At 64.1% G+C, this 23,500-nt stretch carries 22 protein-coding genes; 10 read left to right on the top strand and 12 right to left on the bottom strand.

What is annotated here, in order from left to right; all coding sequences use genetic code 11:
* Positions 1 to 108 precede the first annotated feature (108 nt).
* Together BW940_RS03470 and fdhF are read right to left on the bottom strand one after the other, a co-directional pair.
* Entirely contained in the window at positions 109 to 1,218 is a 1,110-nt protein-coding gene (locus BW940_RS03470) for a M48 family metalloprotease (RefSeq protein ID WP_235847766.1), read from the bottom strand.
* 117 nt (positions 1,219 to 1,335) lie between these two features.
* Positions 1,336 to 3,477, bottom strand: a complete 2,142-nt coding sequence (fdhF, locus tag BW940_RS03465; RefSeq protein WP_076607803.1) for a formate dehydrogenase subunit alpha — start codon at positions 3,475 to 3,477, stop codon at positions 1,336 to 1,338.
* Between the two features lie 178 nt (positions 3,478 to 3,655).
* Between fdhF and BW940_RS03460 the strand changes: the two genes are divergently transcribed.
* Positions 3,656 to 4,228, top strand: a complete 573-nt coding sequence (locus BW940_RS03460; protein ID WP_076607802.1) for a hypothetical protein — start codon at positions 3,656 to 3,658, stop codon at positions 4,226 to 4,228.
* Positions 4,229 to 4,278: 50 nt separating this feature from the next.
* Complete coding sequence (locus BW940_RS03455; RefSeq protein ID WP_076607801.1) at positions 4,279 to 5,433, top strand: CobW family GTP-binding protein; 1,155 nt, start codon at positions 4,279 to 4,281, stop codon at positions 5,431 to 5,433.
* Between the two features lie 3 nt (positions 5,434 to 5,436).
* Here BW940_RS03455 and BW940_RS21665 read toward each other — a convergent pair whose 3' ends face one another.
* Positions 5,437 to 5,595 carry a hypothetical protein gene (locus BW940_RS21665; RefSeq protein WP_173834838.1) on the bottom strand — a complete coding sequence of 53 codons (159 nt, stop codon included), beginning with the start codon at positions 5,593 to 5,595 and terminating at the stop codon, positions 5,437 to 5,439.
* Positions 5,596 to 5,716: 121 nt separating this feature from the next.
* Here BW940_RS21665 and BW940_RS21660 point away from each other — a divergent pair, with 121 nt between their 5' ends.
* Positions 5,717 to 5,878, top strand: a complete 162-nt coding sequence (locus BW940_RS21660; RefSeq protein WP_173834837.1) for a hypothetical protein — start codon at positions 5,717 to 5,719, stop codon at positions 5,876 to 5,878.
* A gap of 104 nt (positions 5,879 to 5,982) precedes the next feature.
* Here BW940_RS21660 and BW940_RS03450 read toward each other — a convergent pair whose 3' ends face one another.
* Positions 5,983 to 7,143: a glutathione-independent formaldehyde dehydrogenase gene (locus BW940_RS03450; protein WP_076607800.1), complete on the bottom strand. Its 1,161-nt coding sequence runs from the start codon at positions 7,141 to 7,143 to the stop codon at positions 5,983 to 5,985.
* A gap of 217 nt (positions 7,144 to 7,360) precedes the next feature.
* Between BW940_RS03450 and BW940_RS03445 the strand changes: the two genes are divergently transcribed.
* Entirely contained in the window at positions 7,361 to 8,212 is an 852-nt protein-coding gene (locus tag BW940_RS03445; protein WP_076607799.1) for a hypothetical protein, read from the top strand.
* A gap of 57 nt (positions 8,213 to 8,269) precedes the next feature.
* On the opposite strand, the gene BW940_RS03440 is transcribed toward BW940_RS03445, so the two are convergent.
* Positions 8,270 to 8,572 (bottom strand): amphi-Trp domain-containing protein, encoded by a 303-nt coding sequence (locus BW940_RS03440; protein WP_076607798.1) that lies wholly within the window; start codon positions 8,570 to 8,572, stop codon positions 8,270 to 8,272.
* A 112-nt stretch (positions 8,573 to 8,684) separates the two neighbouring features.
* On the opposite strand from BW940_RS03440, the gene BW940_RS03435 reads away from it, so the two are divergent.
* The 3 genes from BW940_RS03435 (at position 8,685) to BW940_RS03425 (ending at position 11,417) form a co-directional block, all read left to right on the top strand.
* On the top strand, positions 8,685 to 8,978 hold the full coding sequence (locus BW940_RS03435) for an ArsR/SmtB family transcription factor (protein ID WP_076608110.1): 294 nt from the start codon (positions 8,685 to 8,687) through the stop codon (positions 8,976 to 8,978).
* Between the two features lie 146 nt (positions 8,979 to 9,124).
* Complete coding sequence (locus tag BW940_RS03430) at positions 9,125 to 10,228, top strand: sodium:calcium antiporter (protein ID WP_076607797.1); 1,104 nt, start codon at positions 9,125 to 9,127, stop codon at positions 10,226 to 10,228.
* A 76-nt stretch (positions 10,229 to 10,304) separates the two neighbouring features.
* A complete protein-coding gene (locus BW940_RS03425) occupies positions 10,305 to 11,417 on the top strand; it encodes a sodium:calcium antiporter (protein WP_076607796.1) in 1,113 nt (370 codons plus the stop codon).
* Positions 11,418 to 11,465: 48 nt separating this feature from the next.
* Here the strand turns inward: BW940_RS03425 and BW940_RS03420 are convergent, their stop codons facing one another.
* From BW940_RS03420 to BW940_RS03410, 3 genes are read right to left on the bottom strand one after another with little or no spacing between them, the layout of a single operon-like run.
* On the bottom strand, positions 11,466 to 12,665 hold the full coding sequence (locus tag BW940_RS03420; protein WP_076607795.1) for a cupredoxin domain-containing protein: 1,200 nt from the start codon (positions 12,663 to 12,665) through the stop codon (positions 11,466 to 11,468).
* A 24-nt stretch (positions 12,666 to 12,689) separates the two neighbouring features.
* Entirely contained in the window at positions 12,690 to 14,399 is a 1,710-nt protein-coding gene (locus BW940_RS03415; protein WP_076607794.1) for a pyrroloquinoline quinone-dependent dehydrogenase, read from the bottom strand.
* 6 nt (positions 14,400 to 14,405) lie between these two features.
* Positions 14,406 to 15,308, bottom strand: coding sequence for a hypothetical protein (locus BW940_RS03410; RefSeq protein WP_076607793.1), 903 nt, complete (start codon positions 15,306 to 15,308; stop codon positions 14,406 to 14,408).
* Positions 15,309 to 15,647: 339 nt separating this feature from the next.
* Between BW940_RS03410 and BW940_RS03405 the strand changes: the two genes are divergently transcribed.
* From BW940_RS03405 to BW940_RS03395, 3 genes are read left to right on the top strand one after another with little or no spacing between them, the layout of a single operon-like run.
* Positions 15,648 to 16,928, top strand: coding sequence for an ABC transporter substrate-binding protein (locus tag BW940_RS03405; RefSeq protein ID WP_076607792.1), 1,281 nt, complete (start codon positions 15,648 to 15,650; stop codon positions 16,926 to 16,928).
* A complete protein-coding gene (locus BW940_RS03400; protein ID WP_076607791.1) occupies positions 16,925 to 17,668 on the top strand; it encodes an ABC transporter ATP-binding protein in 744 nt (247 codons plus the stop codon). Before BW940_RS03405 ends, BW940_RS03400 begins: the two co-directional genes overlap by 4 nt.
* On the top strand, positions 17,661 to 18,443 hold the full coding sequence (locus BW940_RS03395; RefSeq protein ID WP_076607790.1) for an ABC transporter permease: 783 nt from the start codon (positions 17,661 to 17,663) through the stop codon (positions 18,441 to 18,443). The genes BW940_RS03400 and BW940_RS03395 overlap by 8 nt, the downstream gene beginning before the upstream one ends.
* 5 nt (positions 18,444 to 18,448) lie before the next feature.
* Here the strand turns inward: BW940_RS03395 and BW940_RS03390 are convergent, their stop codons facing one another.
* From BW940_RS03390 to BW940_RS03375, 4 genes are all read right to left on the bottom strand, one after another.
* Positions 18,449 to 19,279, bottom strand: coding sequence for an ABC transporter permease (locus tag BW940_RS03390; RefSeq protein ID WP_076607789.1), 831 nt, complete (start codon positions 19,277 to 19,279; stop codon positions 18,449 to 18,451).
* 87 nt (positions 19,280 to 19,366) lie between these two features.
* Positions 19,367 to 20,440, bottom strand: coding sequence for an ABC transporter substrate-binding protein (locus BW940_RS03385; RefSeq protein WP_076607788.1), 1,074 nt, complete (start codon positions 20,438 to 20,440; stop codon positions 19,367 to 19,369).
* Between the two features lie 111 nt (positions 20,441 to 20,551).
* Positions 20,552 to 21,316: a class I SAM-dependent methyltransferase gene (locus tag BW940_RS03380; RefSeq protein ID WP_076607787.1), complete on the bottom strand. Its 765-nt coding sequence runs from the start codon at positions 21,314 to 21,316 to the stop codon at positions 20,552 to 20,554.
* Positions 21,317 to 21,435: 119 nt separating this feature from the next.
* Positions 21,436 to 23,361 carry an aldehyde ferredoxin oxidoreductase family protein gene (locus tag BW940_RS03375; RefSeq protein WP_076607786.1) on the bottom strand — a complete coding sequence of 642 codons (1,926 nt, stop codon included), beginning with the start codon at positions 23,359 to 23,361 and terminating at the stop codon, positions 21,436 to 21,438.
* Positions 23,362 to 23,500: the final 139 nt, after the last annotated feature.

Below are 23,500 nucleotides of genomic sequence, written 5' to 3'. Positions count from 1 at the left end.
TTCGACGCGTCCACGACGTGTCGTCACGGCACTGCTCGAGGGACGTGTTGTGGAGGGCCACGCGGCCACAGCGGACTACGATTCTCGAGCGTTTCTGTCTCCGTTTGATCACCGGTACTTGTCTTCGAGTGCTCGTAGCGACTCGAGGCGGGCCGTCGTCGGCGGGTGCGTTCGAACGAGCCAGTTCGACAGCCGCTGCAGTCGCTTCCTGAGCCACCAGTAAGAGGGTTCGACGTCGCCATCGGGGCCGAGCATCAGTTTCTCGACGGTGTCGTCCTCGAGCGACAGGATCGACAGCGAGGAGACACTCGAGACCGCCCGGAGATCCCGCGATGGGGTCTCGTCGATTCGCTCGTCGAGGGTCCGAAGGGCACTTGCGAGCGCCGCTGGCGAGCCTGTCGCCTCGGCTGCGGCCCGATCGGCCGCGCGCTCTCTGGTCCGCGAGAGGCCCGCGGTGACGACCCGACCGAGCAGCGCCGTTGCGCCGGCGACGACCACCAGCGGGACGGTCACGACCACACCCGTTCCCGAACTATCGTCGTCGAGATGCGTCCGAATACCCTCGGCGAGGACGACCGGCACCGAGGCGGCCGTCATCACTATCGCGTCGCGGTTGGCGACGTGTGCGAGTTCGTGAGCGATTACCGCCTCGAGTTCGTCGTCCGAGAGCGCCCGAAGCGTCCCGAGCGAGAGCACGAGGTGGATGTTCCCGGGACGGAGCCCGACGGCCATCGCCTCGGGAGCCTCACGTTCGGACACCGCAATCGTCGGAACGGGGACATCGTACAGCGTCGCAACCCGGGTCGCCGTCCGATGGACGTATGGGGCATCGTCGGGCTCGATCGGGACCGCGCCGCCGAGACGCTCGATCGTCCCGACCTGTCTGTACTCGAGGGTGGCAATCGCGGCAAGCAGACTGGCGCTCCCGACCGTCGCGAGCACCCACGAACTGGGTGCTGTGAACACGGCGAGGGCGTAGATAGCGAGCCATACGACGGGAAAGGCGAGCAGCGCCTCGAGTCGCCCGGAGCCGGCGACGACAGCCACGGTCAACAACGCCGCGGAGCCGACTGTTACGACCTCGAGTGCGCCGGTCTCGAGCAGTTCGAGGAGGCCGTAACTGACGAGCCAGATACCGAGGAGAAAACCGAGCGTGAGCCCGACGAGGAGGCCGATCGAGACGACCATCTGGAGACGAAGGGACCGACTCGGGGACATATAGAAGAGCCAACATACTGCGGAGAAAAGTAGCCACCGATCTCCACGACGGGAAACCGTCCGTGCCCGACGGAACGCGAGGCGGCCGTCCGGTCGACACGGCCGACTGACGGGACCTCAGTCGTCGGCCGCGGGATCGGCAGTCTCGCCCAGCGGTTCGACATCGACCTCAATCTCCGCGGCGGCGGCTTTGTACTCGGGGATCTTCGCCCGGTCGTCGAGGACGTGGTTTGTGAGTTTGTTCGCCGAGGCGGCAGCGAAGTGTGGCGTCGTCCACACCACGCCCTCTTTGGTGTCTTCGGTGACGTGGGCCTCGAGGGTGATCTCGCCACGCCGCGAGCGCAGCTTCACGTACTCGCCGTCCTCGATCCCGTAGCGGGCGGCGTCGTCGGGGTGGACGTCGACGAAGTTCTCCGGCGTCTGCCGGTTGAGCGTCGGCGAGCGGGTGCTCATCGTCCCGGTGTTGTAGTGTTCCTCGAGTCGCGCGGTCGTGAGGATCAGCGGGTACTCGTCGTCGGGCGTCTCTGCGGGCGGGGTGTGTTCGACGCCCTCGATGTGGCCCAGGCCGCTTTCGGTGTCGAACTCGTCCTCGTAGAGGAACGGATCGCCCTCGTCGCCGAGTTCGTAGCAGGGCCAGTGCAGTCCCTCCTCGCCAAGCAGGTCGTAGGTCATCCCGTGGTAGCTCGGACAGACCTGCCGGAGTTCCTCGAAGATCTCCTCGGGATTCTCGAAGTCGAACCCTTCTTCGAACAGGCGCGTCCCGACTTCGGTCAGGATCTCGCGGTCATGTCTGGTGTTCTCGTGGACTTTCCCGACGCCGCGCATGCGCTGGACCCGGCGGTCGGTGTTCGTGACAGTGCCGCCGCGCTCGGCCCAGGTGGTGGCCGGCAAAATTACGTTGGCGTACTCCGCCGTTTCGGTCATGAAGATGTCCTGGACGACCATGAACTCGAGATCCGCGAGCCGCTCGGCGACGCTGTTGGCGTCGGGTTCGCTCATCACGGGGTTTTCGCCCATAACGTAGAGGCCTTTGACCGAGTCGCCCGCCTCGTAGGAAATTTCGACGTTCGTCAGCCCCGGCTCGTCGGGAACCTCGAATCCCCAGACGTCCTCGACCGATTCGCGGGCCGCGTCGTCGTCGACGAGCTGGTAGCCCGGTAAAACGTTCGGCATCGCGCCGACGTCACAGGTTCCCTGGACGTTGTTCTGGCCGCGCAGCGGGTTGACGCCCGTGCCGGGCCGACCGAGGTTGCCCGTGATCAGCGCCAGATTGATCTCGTTTTGGACGTTGTCGACGCCGCAGGCGTGCTGGCTCATCCCCATCCCGGTGAAGATGGCCGCGTTGTCGGCGGTCGCGTACTTCTCGGCGGCGAGTTCGATGGCGGCGAGCGCGACGCCACACTCCTCGGCCGCGGCCTCTTTGTCGAACTCCTCGAGCGTCGCTTTCAGGTGGTCGAACCCCTCCGTCCGTTCCTCGACGAACGCCTCGTCCACCCAGCCGTCCTCGGGATGGTCCGCGTGGTGCTCGAGGATCGTCTTGAGGACGATATTCAACAGCGGAATGTCGGTTCCGGGATTCAACTGGAGGTGCTGGTGGCGATCGGTGTCGTCGATCTGGAACGACCGGGTCGTCTTGTTCGCGTGTGGGTCGACCTGGATGACGGTCGCACCCTCGAGCACTGCCTGCCGGAAGTACTGGCTGTTGGCGATGGGGTGTTGCTCGCCGGGATTTGCGCCCTGAATCCAGAAGACGTCGGCCGCCTCGCGGAGGTCACGCATGCTGTTGGTCATCGCCCCCGCGCCCAGACTGGTCCGCAGCGCCCAGACCGTCGAGGCGTGACACATCCGTGTGCAGTTGTCGACATTGTTGGTGCCGTACCGGCGGGCGAGTTTCTGCAGCAGGTAGTTCTCCTCGTTCATCGTCTTCGAGGAGCCGAAAAAGCCCATCGCGTCCGGGCCGTACTCGTCGCGGATTCGCTCGAGTTCGCTGACGATGTACTCGTAGGCCTCCTCCCAGGTTGCCTCGCGGAACTCACCGTCGTCGTCTCTGATCAGTGGGTCGGTGAGTCGATCCTCGTGGTCGACGACCTCCGTCGCCGCGCCGCCTTTGATGCAGACGCGCCCCTCGTTGACCGGAGCATCTCCCCACGGCATGAACTGTACATCACCGGGCTCGTCGCCCTGACTGACCTGAATCCCGCAGCCGACGCCGCAGTACGGGCAGATCGTCTTGACTGTGTCTTGTTTGTCACTGGACATTGTTCTGAGTAGTGATCTCGGAGTGGAGTCCGATCTGACATGTGTACGGTCTTCGTCCACGTGCATGAGTCTTTCTAGCATTCAGCGAAGTGAGACGCCGAGACGCGATTCCACAGCGCGCCACGACGCCGCAGACGGGGAAACGTTCACCAGCCTATGTGTCAAATACCCTCATACGATGGACCTCTCTCAGTCGCTCGTCGAATCGACGGCCGACGAGTACCGCGACGAGCACCCGCTGTATCCCGTCGAACAGGAGGGAGTCGAGACGTTGCCGACGGCTTTCCGAACAGGTGAGTTCGGCTGGCGGGATGCCAAGTGGGTCGTCAGGTGGCACTACAGACGATTCCTCGGCGCGATTCCGAACGCCACGCGCCGCGAACGCGAAGCACAGTTCGACCGCAACGACTTCGAGGACATCCGCGACGCGCTCATCGACGTGGCCACGGCGGACGATCCGGTAACTCACATCGACCGGTTGACGGCCCTCGAGGGCGTCGACGTCCCGGTTGCATCCGCCTTTTTGTTGTTCGTCGGTCCCGAGTCGTGTCTCGTCGTCGGCGAGCGCGAGTGGACGGTGCTGTACGACGCCGGAGAGCTGGCCGACCCGTACCCGGACCCGCTGTCGCCCGCAGCCTACGACCGCTACCTCGAGACCTGCCGCTCACTGGGCGAGCGCTTCGACTGTGACATGTGGACGCTGTACCGGGCGCTCTGGCAGTTGGGAGCGAGCGCTCGAGACGCACCGTGAGAGTAACCCTGGTCACTTAGTACCGTCCGTATCGTGGTCCTCGGTAGCATATGACTGGTTCCGGTGTGATTCCCGTCACCGTCGTCAGCGGCTACCTCGGGGCGGGCAAGACGACGCTGATCAATCACGTACTGTCGAACCCCGGCGGGCGGCAAGTCGCGGTGATCGTCAACGACATGGGAGAGATCAACGTCGACGCGGATCGACTCGAGCGAGCCACCGAGGACGACGGGATCGTGGACCTCTCGAACGGCTGTATCTGCTGTCGACTACGCGGTGATCTGCTCGAGGAAGCGACGCGGCTGGCACAAAGCCGGGAGTTCGACGCCCTGCTGGTCGAGGCGTCGGGGATCAGCGAGCCGATCCCCATCGCACAGGTGTTCACCGACGGGACGGACGCGAGCGACGTGGACCCGACGACCCTGTTTCGGCTGGATACCATGGTCACCGTCCTCGACACGTACGGCTTCTGGAAGGAGTTCGACGCCGGCGCGCAGTTGCCCGAGGGGCTACAGCCGGACGCGGAGCGCCCGTTGAGCGAGGTCCTGATCGAGGGTATCGAGTTCTGTGACGTCCTGTTGCTCAACAAGACCGACATGGTCCCCGACGACGTCGTAGCGGAGATCGAGACCGTCGTCGACCGACTCCAGCCGCGGGCGACGCGGCGCCGAACGAGCTACTGCGAGGTGGACCCGGAACTCGTCCTCGACACCGGGCAGTTCGACTTCGAGACGGCAAAGCGCTCGCCAGGGTGGAAACGCCACCTGCGCGGCGAGCACGATCACGGACACGAAGACGAGAGCCGAGATGGAGAGGCAGACGTCGGGCACGACCACGGTGCGGAGCCGAGCGCCGCCGAGCGTCACGGCGTCTCGTCGTTCGTCTTCCGCGCCGACCGACCGTTCCACCCGACGCGACTTGCCGCCTGGCTCGAGGCCGAAGACTGGGACGGTGCGATCATCCGAGCGAAAGGCGTCTGTTACGTCGCGAATCGCGACGAGGTGATCGGCGTCAGTCAGGCCGGGCCATCGGTCAGAGCCGGCCCGATCGGCGAGTGGCGGCCGACCGACGACCGGCGGACGCAACTGGTGTTCATCGGCCGCGAGATGGACGAACAGCGCATTCGAGAGGCGCTCGAGGCGTGTGTGATCGATGGCGACGACCTCGAGGACGCGGACGCGACGGTCGATCCGTTCCCGTTGTGATGCCTACGGCGCGAGTTCGTCGCTGAGTTCCTCCCAGGATTCGTGAAAGCCGTGGGTCGACTGGTCGGTCAACCGGTCGGGAAGGGCGTTTTGATAGACGTCGTCGTACTCGAGCAGTTGCGTCCAGCCGTCGTGCAGGGAGTAGCTGCAGTACTGGCACATATATCGGAGTATGTCGCTTAGTGGCATACCTGTTTCTCCGATGGGAGGGGCTCGAACTCGAGGACCGACGCGTGGCGGCCGATACAGAAAGGTTATGCTGTCACGACGGCCCGCGTTGGGCATGAACCGAACCGGCGGGTACGTACAACGGGCGAGCGACACGGTCGAACGGGGCTGTAAGCACTGCGACTGGTATGCGGTTGCGGGCTCGTACCCGAAGCTTGTCAAAAAGTACCACGACCATCTTCGCGACGACCACCCGATGGCCTGGGTGCGAAGCTAACACGACAGCTCGTTCGGCCGAGCGAGAAACAGCCGTCGATCGTAACTGGTTCGATGTGCAGGTATCGGACTGAAAAACGGAATCGAATTTCGATAGCAGGGGCGCTACGGCTCGAGCAAGACCTTGATGACACCTTCTTCGCGCTCGTCGAACTTCTCGTACATCTCGGGTGCACGGTCTAAGTCGACGCGGTGGGAGACGACCCAGCTCGGGTCGGCACGACCCTCGATGATCATGTCTCGCAGCTCCCGGTTGTACTCTTTGACGTTACACTGGCCAGTTCCGAGCTTCAGCCCTTTTTCGAAGAGTTTGCCGAAGTCGATGCCGAGTCGGCCCTGGGCTGCCATCTCGTCGGGTGCGCCGGGGTCGGACGGGACGTACAGTCCCGGAATACCCAGTTGCCCCGTCGGTCGAACGGTCTCGATGAGCTGGTTGAGCACGATTGCGGGGTTCTCCCGGGCCGGATCATAGGCGTCGTCACCCGGATCGGTCTCGGGGTCGATCGCCTGGTAGCCGACGGCGTCGACCCCTTTGTCGACTTCGTCGCCGTGGGCGTCGACGATCTGCTCGACGGGGTCGCCCTCCTCGAAGTTGATCGCGTGGGCGTCGCAGTGGTCTTCGGCCATCTCGAGGCGGCTCTCGACGCGGTCGACGACGTAGATCTCGGCAGCCCCCTGGATCTTGGCGCTGTAGGCGGCCATCAGGCCGACGGGGCCGGCCCCGTAGATCGCGATCGACTCGCCGGGTTGCAGATCGGCGAGTCGGGTGCCGTGCCACCCCGTCGGGAAGATGTCCGCAAGCAGCGCGAAGGAATCCTCGTGTTCGTCGCCTTCCGGCAGTTTCAACGCGTTGAAGTCGGCGAACGGGACGCGGAGTTTCTCCGCCTGACCGCCCTTGTACGGCCCCATCGCGACATAGCCGTACGCGCCGCCGGCGAAACCGGGATTGACGTTGGTACAGAAGCCGGTATAGCCGTTCTCACAGTTCCGACAGAAGCCACAGGCGACGTTGAACGGCATGACGACCCGGTCGCCTTCCTCGAGCGTCGTTACGGCGTCGCCGACCTCGGTGACGGTTCCCATGTTCTCGTGTCCGAAGACGATTCCCGGATCGGCTGCGGTTCGTCCCTCGTACATGTGGAGGTCCGAACCACAGATACACGTCGTCGTGATGTCGACGATAACGTCGTTCTCGTGTTCGATTTCGGGTTCGCCAACCTCCTCGATAGCGACGTCGTGCGGTCCCTGATAGACGACTGCGTCCATTGACATTTGGTATCAAACCTCGTTCGGGGAACCACAAACACCGATGTAAATCTTACTGTGAGTATGAACGCTCGATGGACAATATTTACCGACGATCCGTTTGGTTTGTAAAACAGACTGGCGTCGGAGACGGTCGTCTTCGAGCGAACGTCGAGCGAGGGATGGACAGGGGGCGGTTTTTCGGCGTTCGACACCACTAGTATGACACTAGACACCAGTGACCGTCTCAGACGTAATCGCACGGCTCGAGCAACCCGAGTACACCGGGGAAAACCGCTGTCTCCCGTGTACGGTGGTAAACGTCGTAATCGCGGTCGTGCTCGCGACTGGTATCGGTATCGCGATTTCCGTTCCCGTCGGTACGCTCGCGTTCGGCGCGTTTCTGGCGATCATCCGCCTCCGGGGCTACCTGCTCCCGAGAACGCCGACGATCACCCGTCGATATCTTCCCGCCAGGGTCCTCAAACGCCTTGGAAAACCGGTGCCGAGTAGGCCGACGATCGAGACGGTGTCGGCCGCGGATCTACAGAGCGTGCTGCTCGCCGCCGACGTCGCGACCGAACGGGACGGCGAGGTCCAACTGCGACCGTCCGTTCGCGAGCGATGGAACGAGCGACTCACCGATCGCGACGAGGCCGATTCGATTCCAGACGCGATCGAATCGTTGTTCGCTGCCGACGAGATCGAGCGCCTCGACGACGCGGCGTTCGTTCTCGACGGACGCAAGCGGGTTCGCTGGGAGTCGACTGCAGCGCTACGGGCAGACGCCACTGCAGTGGCCGTCCTCCGAACCCGACTCGAGGGGTGGGACGGGCTCGAGACGAGCGAGCGTCGGGACCTCCTGATGGGAGTGCGACTGCTCCGCGACCGCTGTCCAGCCTGCGGGGAAGAACTGCACACGACGGTAGACCGGCTCGAACACTGCTGTCGACGGTCGGCGGTCGTCGTTCGGTCCATCTGCGACGGATGTGAGCAGCCGCTCGTCGACCTCGCCGTCGCCGAGTCGAACGCCGAGCCGTGGCTCGAACTGGCTGGGGCGACTGAAACCGCAGTCGAGGCCGACGACTGACGATGCGGCGAATCATCGTCGCCGCTCGAGTGACAGACGGCCAGGTACCGGTGTCGATCACCGGATGGAGAGATCCGATCCGCCACGTGGCTCGCTGAATTCGAGTTCGATCTCGAGTTCGCGGTCGCGCTGTTTCGTGAACTCGATCTCGACCTCGATCGGATCGCGATACTCGAAGGGGATTTCCCATCCCGATCCCGCGACTGTTACCGTCGTCTCGGCCTCGATCTGATCGGCGAGATCACGGAGGAACGCGGCCGTCTCGTCGCGGGAGAGGTACACCTCCCGTTCGAAAAAGCCGTCCGTGATCGTACGACGTTCGTGATTTCGATCTTCCGGAAGGGTGACTCGATCGGACATGCTGTACAGTACCACACATAGTCTCATAAACCCGGAGCACCCATCAGAGACCGAGCGTCAAGCGGTGCGACCCGGCGAAATCCTTCTTGCTGCCGGGACCGAAGACGAGCGCATGTCACTCATCGAGACGTTGGGGAACGGGACGCGACTCGAGATTCTACGTGAACTCTCCCGAGAACCGAAGTACGTCTCGGAACTCGCAGAGGCGACCGGAATGGACGGGAAGACTGCCGTCCACCATCTCTCGACGCTCGAGGAGGCTGGCTTGGTCGAGTGGTACATGCGCGGGAACCGCAAGTACTACGAACTGGCTGCCACCATCGAACTGCAGATCGCGCCGCCGCCGGAACGGACGTTCCTTCTGCAGGCTGAATCGATCGATGGCGAAGACCGGCCCCAACGATGACCGGGCCCGGTCGTACCCGCGACACCGTCACACGGAATCGGCGAGCGGTCGGTCGGCACCCCGATTCTCGATCCGTGTATACGAGTTCAACGGAATCGTATACACGACATGATAGATATATGGTATCATGACTCATATACGGTGCTATGGTCGAAGAGCTCATCGAGGGGTTCATCGAGTCACAAGGCGTCTGGATGGCGTATCTCATGCTCCTCGTCGGGGCGGTCGTCCTGACCTACAGCGTCGAAAAGCTAATTAGCTACCTGACACGTGCTGCCTTTGGGCTGGGTGTCTCGATTTTCGGCCTGGCGATCGTCTTCACCGGCTTCGAATTCGACGACACCGCCGTCGCACTCGTCTTCGGTGCTGGCGGCCTCGAGCAGGTCGCTCTTGGGACGGCGCTGGGAACCGCACTCGCAATCACGGGGATCACGCTGGCCGTCGCCGCCATCTACAAGCCGTTTCCAGTCGAGATCCCGCCGGACTATCTGCTACTGCTCGTACTGTCGCCGCTGGTCTTGATTCCGTTCATTTTCGTCGGCACGCTCACGTTCGTTCACGGGCTTGCGCTCACTGCGATCTTCGTCGTTCTGTTCGGGTATATCATCTATCGTGAAATTCAGCGCGACGTCCCCGTCTTCAGGGATTCGGAGATTGCAGAGCGGATCGAGGCTGACGGCGGCGTCCCAATCGACGAACTCACCGTTACGGACGTCGACAACCGAGCGGTCCTCGAAGACATTCCGGAAGACCGATTCGTCGCGGACCGGTCGTACGAAGGGCTCTTCTGGATCGGGCTGTCGCTCGTCGCGCTGCTCGGTCTCGTCGCGGGAGCGGCACTCCTCGAGGCGAGTTCGGAGGTGATCGCCGAAACGTGGGGGATCGAAGAAACAGTCTTCGGCGCGACGATCCTGACGCTCGTGTTGACTTTCGAGAATCTGCTGTTGACGATCGAACCGGTTCGCCGCGGCGTTCCGGAGATCGGAATCGGTCACGTCATCGGCAGCGTGATCTTTTCCGTGACGGCGAACGTCGGTATCATCGCGTTCGTCGCCGATGTGGTCGTTCCGCGAGACGTCCTCGTCTTCCATCTCCCCGCAGTTATTATCTTGACCGCCGTTGCCGCGTACTACATCTCTACCGGACGAATTCGTCGGCGACATGGGTACGTGCTTCTCGGCCTCTACGTCGCCTACTGGGTGCTCGCCGTCCTCGTCTTCGGCGGCGTTCCGATCCCGGATCCACTCTGAGATCCCGATTTCGGCGGCCGACACGAGCCGCTTTGCCGGTCGTCGAATTAAGTAATCCACCGTCGTGTGACTACCCATGGTCGCAGCGGAGGTGGAGATCGGCCTCTTCGTCGGCCTGTTTCTCCTGGGTGTCGGCCTGGTCATCTGGTGTGTGGAGATCTTCATCGACGCGGTCGCACAGAGTGCCGTCTCGCTCGGTATCTCCGGGTTCTTCCTCGCGGTTATCCTGGCCGGTGTCGACCTCGAGAACGCCGTACTGGGGGTCACTGCCGCTTTCGTCGCGCTGCCCGATCTCGCTATCGGGACGGTCTTCGGCGAGTCGCTGTTCGTCCTCGCCGTCGCCGTCGGTATCGCGGGCCTGTTCGTCCCGTTCGAGATCGACGTCCCGAGAGCGTACCTGTTGCTGTTGCTGCTCGTTCCGCTCCCGGTGTTCGCGATGTCACTCGACGGGACGATCGAGTTGCAGCACGGGGCAGTGCTCGTCGCCGTGTTTGTCCCGCTGCTCGCGTACATCTTCTGGCGTGAGAGGCGGTCGGAGACGATTTATCTGCTCTCCGAAGCGGTTCAGGAGGTCGTCGACGCCGACCTCGTGGAGGAAGCGTCCGAGCGGCCCCGGGCATCGAACGGCGATGGCGCGACTGAGGCCGCCGTCGAGGGTGGGGACGGCGACGAGCGCAGATCCGGACCGCTCGAGTTGGATCTCGACCTCGATCCGGACGAGTTCGTCCCCGAACTCGAACACCGGAGCGGACTGTTCGCGCTCGGGGTTGCGATCCTCTCGATCGTCGGGATGACCGTCGGGTCGCTGATCACGGTGGTCAGCGCGGAGCGGATGTTCGTCGCGTTCGGCATCTCAGGGCTCGCGTTCGGGGCGACAGTGCTGAGCTTCATCGCCTCCATCGAAGAACTCGCGCTCACCGTCGAGCCGGTACGACAGGGTCGACCGCACCTCGCCGTTGGCAACGTCGTCGGAAGCACGATGTTTTACATGACGGCGAACGTCGGCCTGATCGCGCTTCTCCACCCGATCGACACCAGCGGCGCGGTGATGACGGTCCACTGGCCGTTCTTCGCGGCGTGTCTGCTCGTCGTGACGGCCATGTTGGCTCGCAGTCGCGTGACCCGTCTCGGCGGCGCGACACTCGTCGCCCTCTATGTCGTCTACTGGATCGCGAACTACACGTGGTGAGTCGGTGTCTACTCTCGAAAAACGAAGCGGAGCCGGCGTCCGTTCGTCTCAGTCGTCGTCGGTCTCCGCGGACTCGTCGTCGCCCGCCTCGTCCCCGTTTTCAACCGCACCGCCGTTGTCCGTACCGCCGCTGTCGCCGGTAACGCTGATCTCTCCGACGGCGTCTAACTGGGCCTGATCGAGGTAGACACCCATGTCTTCGTTCGCGACGAACTCAACCGTCTGCGTGGCCCCTTCCTCGCTTGTGAAGGCCGACCGAACGTACGTGTTCCACTCGTTCGTCTCGCCGTCGCTGGCGATCGCGAAGTTGTGACCGGGCAGCGGTTCGAAGCTCCGACTCTCTCGCTCGGGTTGGTGCCGCCCAATCGTATTCTCCCACTCGACTGCGTAGGTCTCGCCGGCCTCGAGTTCGAGCGTCGGGTTCGCCTCGTCGCTGTCGCCACCGACCCACTGCCCCTCCTCGAGTCGAAGCGAGACAGTCTCGGTCGGCTCGCCCGGTTCGACGGCTGGCAGCGTGACGGTGAGTTCCGCGTCGTCGCCGTCGATCGTCACCGTGTCGGTCACCCGTTCGTGGCCAAACGTCCAGACGTCGATCTCGTACTCGCCGTCCTCGAGCATGTCGAAGCGGGCGACCGCGGGCGGATCTTCTTCCTCCTCGGCGTCCGGACTCGGCTTCGACGCCACGCTGGAGAACGCGTGTTGGTCCCCGACGAATACTTCCGCACCGAGTGGATCGCCCGCCTCGTCCTCGACGCGGACGCGGAGTTCGTGGACGTCCTCGGCGTCGACCACTTCGATCGGGCCGCGCATCTGGACCGGATGTGGAATACAGTAGTACTGGGCCATCTCCTCGTCGGGGGTGAACTCGAGCGACAGCGATTCGCCCTGTTCGGCGAGGAAGTCCGTCGACTCGATCACGTCGCCCTCCTCGTCCGCGAGGACGAAGTTGTGGCGTGAGCCGTCCCCGTTCGTCCAGATGACTTCGTGTTCTTCGCCCTCGATCAGTCGCAGCGTCGGGTTCGAGGCCCCGTCGATTTCCGCGGGCGAGACCCCGATCCAGCCGCCGACGATACCGAGCAGTGAGAAGGTTCGGCCATCGCCGTCGTTCTGTGCCGCCGGGAGTCGGAAATCAATCGCATCGCGGTAGGCGCCGGCGGTGCCGGCGGTCGCAGCCGTCCCGGCGACCGCTGCCGTTCCCTTCAGTACACCGCGTCGCGAAACGTCTTCGCGCGTGTGTTGGTTGCTCATTGGTCTGTCGTTCGGTAGTGATTGTCAGGCGTCTATCGAGAACACGGCAAGCGTGCTCCCGCGTGGCCCCTGTCGGAGCCAGCCGCTGCCACCGACCTGCACGGCGACGTACTGTTTCTCCTCGCCGGGGTCGTACCAGCTCATCGGGGAGGCGCTGATCGGCACGTCGAACTCGTGCTCCCAGCGGCGCTCGCCGCTCTCGCCGTCGTAGGCGACGAAGGTGCCGTTCTGGGTGCCGTTGAACACGAGTCCCGTCACGGTCGACATCGAGCCGCCCCACATATAGTGATCGTCCTCGCTTTCGATCCAATCGCGCCAGACGCGCTCGCCCGTCGCTGGATCGACCGCGGCGAAGGCGGTGATCGAGCCGTTCCACTCGTCGGGGAACTCCGAAGCCGGATCGTCCAGATCGCCGCCCCAGTAGGGGTTGCCCTGATCGTACTCCTCGTAGCGCCAGACGAGGTCCTGCGGGTAGTTCTGGTGGATGACGTACACGTATCCGGTCGCCGGATTGTACGACGGTGGCTGCCAGTCGTTGCCGCCCGGCGCGCCGGGGACGAACGGGATCCGCTCGTCCTCGCTAATGTGGGGGATCATCTCCCACATATTGATGTGCTGGCAGATCTCCTCACTGCGCTCGTGGAGCCGGCCGGACTCGGCGTCCATCATGTACACCCAGCCGGTCTTGTCCGAGCCGACGACCATGTTCATCGTCCCGTCGTCGGTCTCCACGTCGCGGAGGAGCACCCGCGGGGCTACCGCGTCGTAGTCCCACACGTCGTGCGGGCTGCTCTGGAAGCCCCAGAGGTGCTCGCCGCTCTCCATATCCATCGCGATCGTCCCGCAGGTGGGGAAGTTCGGCCCCGGCCGGACCGTCCCGTCGAAGTCCGGCCCGGGATTCGCGACCGCCGTGTAGAGGACGCCCCGTTCCTCGTCGATCGTCGGCGTCATCCAGGTCGTGCCACAGCCGTGCTCGCGGCTCGCGCCGATCCACTCGTCTTCGGGGAGCGTATCGGTCTGCCACAGGATATCGCCGCTCTCGGCGTCGAGGGCGGCAACGAAACCGAGGACGCCGTACTCGCCGCCGGCGCTGCCCGTGTAGAGCGTCCCGTCGTGGATCACCGGGGCCCACGTCGCGGAGTACCCCTCCTCGTGGTTTGCCGTGCTCGTGTACCAGACCTCCTCGCCGGTGTACCGATCCAGCGCGACGACGCCCGAGTCGAGCGTCGTCATGTACACCTTGTCGCCGTAGACGGCCGCTCCGCGGTTGTTGTCGTCACAACAGAGTTCGACGCCGACCGGCGGCGCGTAGGTGTAACTCCAGAGGACCTCCCCCTCGCGGGGGTCGATCGCCTTCATGTGATTGGGCCCGTTCGTCTGGTACATGACCGGCGGGTCACCCGGAATCACGACGGGCGTCCCCTCCATGCTCGAGCCCGTCCCGACCGACAGCTCGTACTCGAGTTCGAGGTCGGAGACGTTGTCGGGCGTGATGACGTCGGCGGGTGTGACGCGGTGTTGTTCGTAGTTCCCGCCGTACATGAGCCAGGACTCGGGGTCTTCCCCTGTGTTGCTCAGCATCTCCTGATCGACGTCCACCTCCGGAATGCGGTCCGTGTCGTGTTGTTCGGTGACCGAGTCCTCGGGGCCACCGACCAGCGTATAGCCGTCTTCGATCTCTACCAGTTCGATGTCGCGTGCGGCCTGAACGGCCCTATCGTTGCGAAGTGCCATACGGGATCACCTCAGTTCGCTCGGCGCGCGCATGTCGTCCGTGATGTAGAAGACATCGTGGAGCAACTCCTCTTGGCTGACGATCTGGACGGCCGTGCCGGCGGTGAGCGCGGCGGTCAACTGCTCGTCTGTGAACGTCTCGTCGGTGGCGAGGTCGTGGATCGCGGTCGTCGAGACGAACAGCCCGCCTAGCATCGCCTTGACGTGTCGTGCGGCGTCGTCGAGGATGTCGTCTGTGACGAGCACCTCGTTCTGCCAGAGGTGTCTGTCGAGGCCGTCGATCCACAGCAGCGCCCCGCCCATCGCGCGCTGATGGAGCGGCGGCACGTTCGTGGTATCGAACTCGACGCCGTCCGGAATCTGATTCGACGGCACCCACCGGGCGAGTCGCTCGGTGTTGTTCGCCACGGTGCTCAACAGTGCCAGCTTTTCGGGCTCTTCGAATCCGACGTCGTCGAGCGCCGACGAGAGGGGAGCCGCCAGAATCAACTCGCGCGCCGTCGCTTCGATGTGGTCGGCGGTGAACCGCGGCAGGTTCTCGTCGAGGCTCTCGAAGAATCCGATCTCGAGGAAGTGGTCATACAGTCGCCACCCCGGGGCTGCTACCTCGTCGTACAATTCGCCCGGCTCGTCCGGGACGCCAGCGGCGCGGACGTCCGCGAGCCGTTCGAGCTCCGTCCAAAGCGCGCGTCGTTCTCGCTCGAGTAACTCCACGTCCAGTTTCCCCGCGAGGTCTGCCCGTATCGCCTCGCCTCGAGAAGCAAATGTCGAGTCGGCTACTGGTTCGACCGTTCCCGCCAACCGGTCCCACGTTACCGCCTCGTCGCCAGCGGTATCGACACCGAGTGTCGCGGCTAAACTGCGTCTATCCGCAGCCGTCGCGTTCGGTTGGGTAGATATTTGGTGCATGCTAACACCACACTTGTTACGACACCGTAGAATTGGATAATGATTATCAAAGAATTCCAATACCACAATCAATATCTAAATTCATATAATACGACTCACACCACTCTCGCCGTGGCTCGCGCGTGAACGACGGGCTCGAAACATCCGTTGTGTAGGAGTCGGATACGGTTCCGTTCGCTGTGATTTCGGCGGCGACGCAACCACTGGATCGACGACAGGCAGTGCATACTCCAGCAGCCGGCACTCGAGAGGGGGAACCTCCCGTGTAGGCAGGTCGAACCGCTGACTGCGCCGCCGGGAAACCATTATACGTATCACGCAGGTAGTTACCACGACCCAATGCACGCGCGCTCCTACTGGGTACTCGACGACGACGACGCGCCGGTCGTCGATAGGATCGCGGCCGGTCTGGGCCGCTCGCCGGCACGAGTCCTCGCGTACCTCCTCTTGCGGGACCGCCGCGTCGAGCAGCCGGCGACGAGTACGCACCTGCAGGTTGGCACCCAGTCGAATCGAACGACGATCAACGACGCCACGACGACCCTCGAGGAGCGCGAGTTAGTCGACCGATCGTCCGTTCGAGCGGACGATCCTGGCCGACCGCAGACGGCGTGGGGGCCGATCGACGACCTCGAAGCGACGATCGAGCGAACGTATCGGACGCACGCGAGCGCGCTGATCGACCACGCGCTCGAGTGTCACGACCGTCACGAGCGTGAGGACACGCGCCGATCGCGATCCGAGGCGGAGGCCACACCGTCACACACGCTCGAGGTCGCGCTCAACTGGCGGCCGAACGCCCTCCACGTGCCGATTCACGCCGCGATCGCGGCGGAGTGGTACGCCGCGTTCGACGTCGACGTTCGGCTCGACCACCACGACGGCTCTCGACGGGCGCTCGAGCGGGTCCGCTCCGGTGTGGCCGATGTCGCAGTCGTCGGGGCTGCGACGGTCGCTCGCGCGCGGGCCGCCGGCGAACCGATCGTCCCGGTCGCGTTGCTCTACCAGCGCGCGATGACGGTGCTCTATACGATCCGGAGCGTCTTCGGCGAACCGCTCGAGAGCGTCGGGCAACTCGAGGGGCGACGCGTCGGGATGCCACCCGACTCCGAGATGAGACTCCTCGGGCGACTCTTTCTCTCCCAGACCGGGTTCGACGACGTCGGAATCGTCGATACGAACGGCGAAGAGCGGGCGGCGCTCAGCCACGGAACGGCGGACGTCGTGACGGGCTCGTTTTCGGATCCAGACGCGCTGGAGCGGCGAGACCGGACCGTCGACACCATCCGGCTCGCCGACCACTTTCCGGTCGCCGGACCGGCGCTGGTCGTCCACGAGTCGACGCTCGAGGCGCAGCGGGCACCACTCGAGGGGTTTCTGGCGGGGACGACCGGCGGGTGGGCCCAAGCGCGTCGGGATCCAGCCCCGGCAGTCGATCGGCTCGCCGCGACGAGCGACGACAGCCCGGAGCGAATCCGGCAGACGTTCGATCGGGCCGTCTCGGCGTTCGGCGAGAGCGAGGCCGTCCGCGAACACGGATGGGGATGGCAGCGCCGAGCAGCGTGGGATCGGCTTCGAACGGCACTCGAGCACGGCGGTCTCCTCCCCGATCCCGCATGATTTCCCTCGAGGACGTCACTGTCGCGTTCGACGGGTTTACTGCGATTTCGAACGTCGATCTCCGAGTAGAGCAGGGCGAGTTCGTCACGATCGTCGGCCCGTCAGGCTGTGGCAAAACGACGCTCTTGCGAACGATTGGCGGCTTAGAGGAGCCGACGAGCGGCCGTGTGCGGATCGACGGACGGTCGCCGGAGGCCGCTCAGACGAACGCGGACATCGGTTTCGTGTTCCAGCAACACACACTCTTTCCCTGGAAAAGCGCGCTCGAGAACGTCACGTTCCTTCGAAAGACGGCCGGAAACGCGCCGGAGGCAGACGCCGCACGGGCGTTGCTCCGATCGATGGGGCTCGAGGGATTCGAGGATGCCCGCCCGAAGGAACTCTCCGGCGGAATGAAACAGCGGGTGTCGATCGCTCGAGCCCTGCATCTCGACGCGGACGTCCTCTTGATGGACGAACCGTTCGGGGAACTCGACGAAATCACGCGGGACGAACTCGGCGTCGAGATCCGGGATCTATGGCGTCGGGAACGGAAGACAGTGGTGTTCGTCACTCATAGCGTTCCCGAGGCGGTGTTTCTTGCCGATCGGTGTCTCGTCATGTGTGGCCAACCGGGCCGGATCGAAGCGACGTTCGATGTCGACCTTCCCGAACCCCGCGAGGAAGACGTGTTCGGCACCCGATCGTTCCAAGAACAGGTGGCGCAGGTCCGACAGACGCTTCACGAAAATTATGCGTAGTCGACACCTCGCCATCGTGGGCGACGTGGTGTATCCAGCCGTCGCCCTCGCTATCGGGCTCCTGTGCTGGTGGGCGGTGGCCGCTCTCGGCAACGTGCCGTCGTTCGTGTTACCGTCACCGACAGCCGTTGGCTCACAGTTGCTCGAGAACTCGGCGCTGTACGCCGAAAACGCCATCCGGACGCTCGAGAAGGTGGTCTACGGCGGCAGCGTCGGCGTTCTCGCCGGCTTCGTTCTGGCAGTGCTCGTCGCGTACCTCCCGTGGTTCCGAACCGCGGTGTATCCCTCCCTCGTAGCCGTCCGGGTCCTGCCGAAACTCGCCATCGCACCGCTGCTGTTGATCTATCTCGGGACGGGCACGACGACGGCGGTCGTGTTCATCGCGCTCATTACGTTCTTTCCACTCGTCTTGAACACGGCAGCGGGTCTCGACCGGGCGTCGTCGGCGCACCACGAACTGCTGCGGTCGGTCGACGCCGGGTTCCTCGAGCGGGTCTGGTTCGTCGACCTCCCGTACGCGCTTCCGGACGTGTTCGCAGGGCTCAAACAGTCAGTGACGCTCGCCGTCGTCGGCGCCGTCGTCGCGGAGTGGGTGATCGCGGACGACGGGCTCGGCTTTCTCGTCCTGATCGGCTCGGAAAACGTCCGACCGGATGTCATGCTCGCAGCACTCGTCGTCCTGTTGCTCGAGGGAATCGCCCTGTACGGCGGTATCGTGCTCGCCCAGCGCGGCGTCCAGCAGTGGCTCGGATTCGGCTCGACGGGACGACGGTAGCGCGTTCACGAATCGGACCAGAGCACTCGTTCGAGGGCGACCGGAACGAGATAGAAGCCGACGCCGAGCGCCGTCAAGACGACCAGTGCGGCGTATGTCTCGGCCGTTCGGAGGTACGCCGCGGTGTCGAACACCAGATAACCGAGGCCGGACTGGAGGGTGACGAACTCCGCGACGACGGCGCCGATGACGCTCAGCGTCGTGGCGATTTTGAACCCCGCGATGACACTCGGCGCGGCCGCTGGCACTCGAACGAACAGGAACGCGGTGGTTCGTGACGCCCCGACCGACTCCACGAGCTCGAGATAGGCCGTCGGCGTGTTCCGCAGTCCGTCGAGCGTGGCGATCGTCATCGGGAAGACGGTGAGGGTTGCGACGAGCAGCGATCGCGCGAGGATCCCGCGGCCGAACCACAGAAACAGCAACGGCGCGATGGCGATCAGGGGCGCGATTCGCAACGCGACGATATAGGGGAGCAGGGTCCGTGTCGCGGTTCGCGAGTACGTCATTGCGAACGCCAGCACGAGCCCCACGACGCCGCCACCAACTAATCCGATCGCAGCGGTGGTGCCCGTAACGATCGCGGCGTCTGCCAGCGTCGGGTACGTCTCGAGCAATGCGTTCGCGACATCGATTGGAGATGGGAGAATCACCGTCGGCAGCTCGGTGGCGACGACGGCGGCCTGCCACGCAACGAGCAACGCCGCGAGGACGGCGGCTGGTGGCACGAGACGTTCGCTCACCGCCACGAGGCGCTCGCGGAGCCCCCGCGAGTACGGTCGCGAGCGGGGCCAGACGTGCTGTCTCCAGTGCCGATCGCCGCGGCCGTCGGTCATCGCCCCCTCACGGCTTCGTTCCCGCCAGCATCGACAGCGTGTGGTTCGGTCGTCGACACCGGCAGCCGCAAACTCGAGTGCGGGCGGTTAGGTCTCGACCAGTTCGGCGTAGTCGGCGATGTATTCGTCTGCATCGTCGAGATAATCGTTCGTCCACACCGTCTCCGGATCGACGTCGTTCTCGAAGACGTCGGCCGCCTCGAGGGTGTCGTAGGTCCGTTCCCACGGCGATGGCTCGTTCCAGCCCCAGCCGTGTTCGGCCACCGAGTCCGACTGCATGTACTCCGAGCGCATCCGGTTCCACTTGTCGAGTTGATTCTCCCGTACCGTCTCGAGTTCCGGCTGCACCTCGATCAGCAGGTCGACCGCTGCATCTGGGTTATTGGACGCCCAGACAGCGCCTCTGGCAGTCGCCCGGAGAAAGGACCGAACTGTCGTCTCGTTGGTCGTCGCGAACTCCGCACCGGTCGCGACGAGATGCCCGTACGACGGGATCGTCTCGTCGATCGACAGGGTGTCGACAGTGCCACCCTGTTGTTCGGCGTCGACGACGTCACCGAAGACGCCGCCGGCAGCGTCGATATCGCCCGCGAGTAACTGCTGAACGGTGTCGAACCCGGTGTCGACGTACTCGACGGTCTCGAGGACGTCGTGGTGCTCGAGGTAGGCCTGGGTCATCTGGCGGACCATTCCGGGACCGCTGCCGACGGTCGCGCCCTCGAGTTGCGCGGGCTCGGTCAGTTCACCGAATCCGTCTCGGGTGGCGAAGACGACGTTCGGATTTCGCTGCATGACGACCGCGACACAGCGGGGTGAGAGCCCGCGACTGTTGACGTTGAGGAGCTGATCGCTACTCGTGATCGCGAACTCGACGTTCTCGAGGCCTGCCTGATTCGCGGCGAAGTCGGAGCCGTCCCCGCTTTCGATCGTCACCTCCTGAAACCCTTCGTCCTCGTAAAACCCGTTCTCTCGGGCTGCGACGTACGGTGCGTGGAGCCCGCTCATCCGCCAGTTGAGCAACAGCGTAACGGAGCCGACGTCCGGCTCGCCGTCAGCCGTCGAACCGGACGAGTCGTCGCCGGACCCACCGATACAGCCGGCGAGGATCGTCCCTCCCGTGGCCGCTAGGAAACACCGGCGCGCATGATCTATGCGAGTCATTACCTCTCACATTCGGCAGCTATCCACGGAGTCGGAAATAAAACATTTGTACATATCGTTAAGCAGTCCCCCTCGTATGACCGTCATCAGGGACACACTCCGTGGTGGCAGTCAGCGATCGGAACGCGGCGTCGCCACGAGCAACAGATACGGTTCGCCACCGCCACCGCGTTCGATGCGCTCGTACGCATCGATCCGAAACCCCGCCGCCGAGACGCGATCCGGCCAGTACGTCTCCGGATCGGCTGAGACGTCGGTCGGAACGAGCGGGAGTTCGAGAATCCCGACCGACCCGTCGGGGGTACAGACGCGGTGGATCTCGCGGAGCGTCCGGTCGACGGCCGGCGCCTCGAGGTCGTGTAAGACCCGGCAGGCGGTGACGACGTCGAACGACCCCGCACTCAGCGGAAGCCGCGTCGCGTCGCCAGCGATCGGCGTCACGGTGAGTCCGGCGCGACGCCCGTTTCGCCGCGCGAGTCTCGGGCCATTACCGAGGATGATTCGGTCGTCGAAGACGTCGAGGCCAATCGTCTCGCATCCCTGTGGGACGGCGGGTGCGATGCCAACGAGCGACCGACCAGTCCCACAGCCGACGTCAAGGAGCCGCGCCGCGTCGTCGAGCGGAAGCCGGCTCGCGAGCGCCTCGTATTTCTCCCGATCGATCTTCCAGGGCGGCGGTGAGAGCGCTCGAGTCGCCACTCGAGTACCTCCCAGTGCCGCCCCGGCACCGACCGCCGCGGCGGCGAGTTTTCGGCGACGGCGCTCCGTCCGGCGACCGACCGCAGTAGCGATCACAGTCGCCGAGAGGGCGGCGCCGATCGATGCGAATCGTCGCCGCCAGTGATAGACGCCGAAATTGTACCGATACAGGTCCATATCCTCGTTGCGGCGGTGATCGGTTCTCGACAGTCGGCAGGACCGCTCGAGCCGATCGGGCTAAAAAAACGACCGCTACCCGTCGCCCCCGGCGCCGACCGCGGGGGATCGGTCGTCGATTAGTCGTCGCTCGGGGCCGCCGCACCGCCGCTGTCGGCGCTGACGCCCGTCCCCGGCCCGATGTCGATGCCGAGTTCCTCGAGTTTCTCGTCGGGAACGACGCCGTCGACCCAGCCGCGGTGGTCGTAGTACTCGTCTTTCATCTCCTCGAGTTCGCAGTACTCGCCTTCGCTTGCGCCCTGGCCGCGGATGCCGTCCTCGAGGAAGCGTGCGGGCAGGGAGTCGTCCGCGCCGTCGAAGCCGTTCAAGTTGTTGTAGTAGCGCTCTAAGTTGTAGACGCGCTCGCCGGCCTCCATGAGTTCGTCCTCGGTGACGTCGAGGCCGGTCATGCCGTTGTACTGGAGGACGTACTCCTCGATGCCTTCGGCGAAGGCGTTGAACTTGCAGATGTCGAAGGAGTCGCTGATCGCGTGGAGATCCTGGAAGGCAGCGGTGAGTTCGCCCTTGCCCTCGTACTCGTAGGGATCGACCTTCTCCGGGATGCCCAGAATTTCGGCGGCGGGTGTGTACCCGCGCAGATGGCAGGCCCCGCGGTTCGAGGTGGCATAGCCGATCCCCATGCCTTTCATACAGCGTGGGTCGTAGGCGGCGATCGTCTGGCCTTTGACCGCCAGCGAGTTGTCGTGGGCCTCCTTGCGATCGGCGACGCGGCGTGGCCCCTCCGCGAGCAGGTCCGCGAGGTCGTCCTCACGGCGACCGATCCGTTCGATCATGTCGACCATCGTCTCGGCATCGCCCCACTCGAGGTCGCCTTCCTCGAGTTTGTCCTCATCGGACATCTCCATGGCCATCGCCATCATGTTGCCCGTCTCGATGGTGTCGACGCCCATGTCGTTACAGCGATCGATCATGAGCGCAACGGCGTCGCGGTCGGTGTGGCCGGAGTTCGGGCCGAGTGCGTAGGCCGACTCGTACTCGTAGGACTCCATCCGGACGTTCATCTCCTCGCCTTTGTGCATCGTCTGCACTTCGACTTCCTTCTTGCAGGCGACCGGACAGGAGTGGCAGGTCGGTTCGTCGACGAGGATGTTCTCGCGAACGTTCTCGCCGGAGACGCGTTCGGCGTCGATGTCGACGCCTTCGGCATCGCGCATGGCTTCAGTCGAGGTGTATTGGCCGTTTTTCGTCGGGAGGCCGTCCATCTCCTCGCCGATGTTCATCAGAACGTTCGTCCCGTACATCGAGAGCCCACCCTCGTTGGGTGCGGTGACGTCGGACTCCTGGATGGCCTGCATCGCCTGCTGGTGGCCTTCCTTGAACGTCTCCTGATCCGCGGGTTGGGGCATCTTCGTCGAGGACTTGACGACGACGGCCTTGAGATTCTTCGATCCCATAACACAGCCCGTCCCACCACGACCCGAAGCGCGGTCGTCCTCGTTGATGATACAGGCGTACTTGACTTCGTTTTCTCCACCGGGACCGATCGCCATGATCGAGAGGTTCTTGCCATACGAGCCGTCGACTTCCTCCTCGATCGTCTCACGGGTTTCGTGGACGCCGTTACCCCAGAGATGGGAGGCGTCCCGAAGCTCGAGTTCGCCGTCCTCGACGACGGCGTAGACTGGCTCGTCGGCTTCGCCCTCGAACAGGAGGCCATCGAAGCCAGCCCATTTGAGCCGAGCGCCCGACCAACCACCGTGATGGCTGTCGGTAACGGTACCGGTCAGCGGTGATTTCGTACAGACGGCGATCCGACCGCTCATCGTTACTTGCGTCCCCGACAGCGGCCCGTTCATGAACGCAAGCAAGTTATCGGGACCGAGCGGGTCGACGTCCGGCCCCTGTTCGAAGACGTACTTGACACCGAGTCCGCGCGCACCGATGTATTTTTTCGCATCCTCCTCGTCAATCGACTCGTACGCGACCGACCCCTCCGAGAGATCGACCCGTGCAACCCTGTCTTGGAAACCGCCGAGTTCTGTCATGATAACTCCTCACTCTTTAATTAGACGTCTATCCTGTTAATCGTTCCCACCCTGATGTAACCGAATGCCGTTACACCCACGCCAAGGGAAATTCTCACCGACAGTCCGGTCGGAAGGCGAATCGTATCGAACGACCGAT

Source organism: Natronorubrum thiooxidans, from assembly GCF_900156475.1.
Classification (GTDB): Archaea; Halobacteriota; Halobacteria; order Halobacteriales; family Natrialbaceae; genus Natronorubrum; species Natronorubrum thiooxidans.
This window is presented reverse-complemented; position numbering and strand designations above follow the sequence as displayed.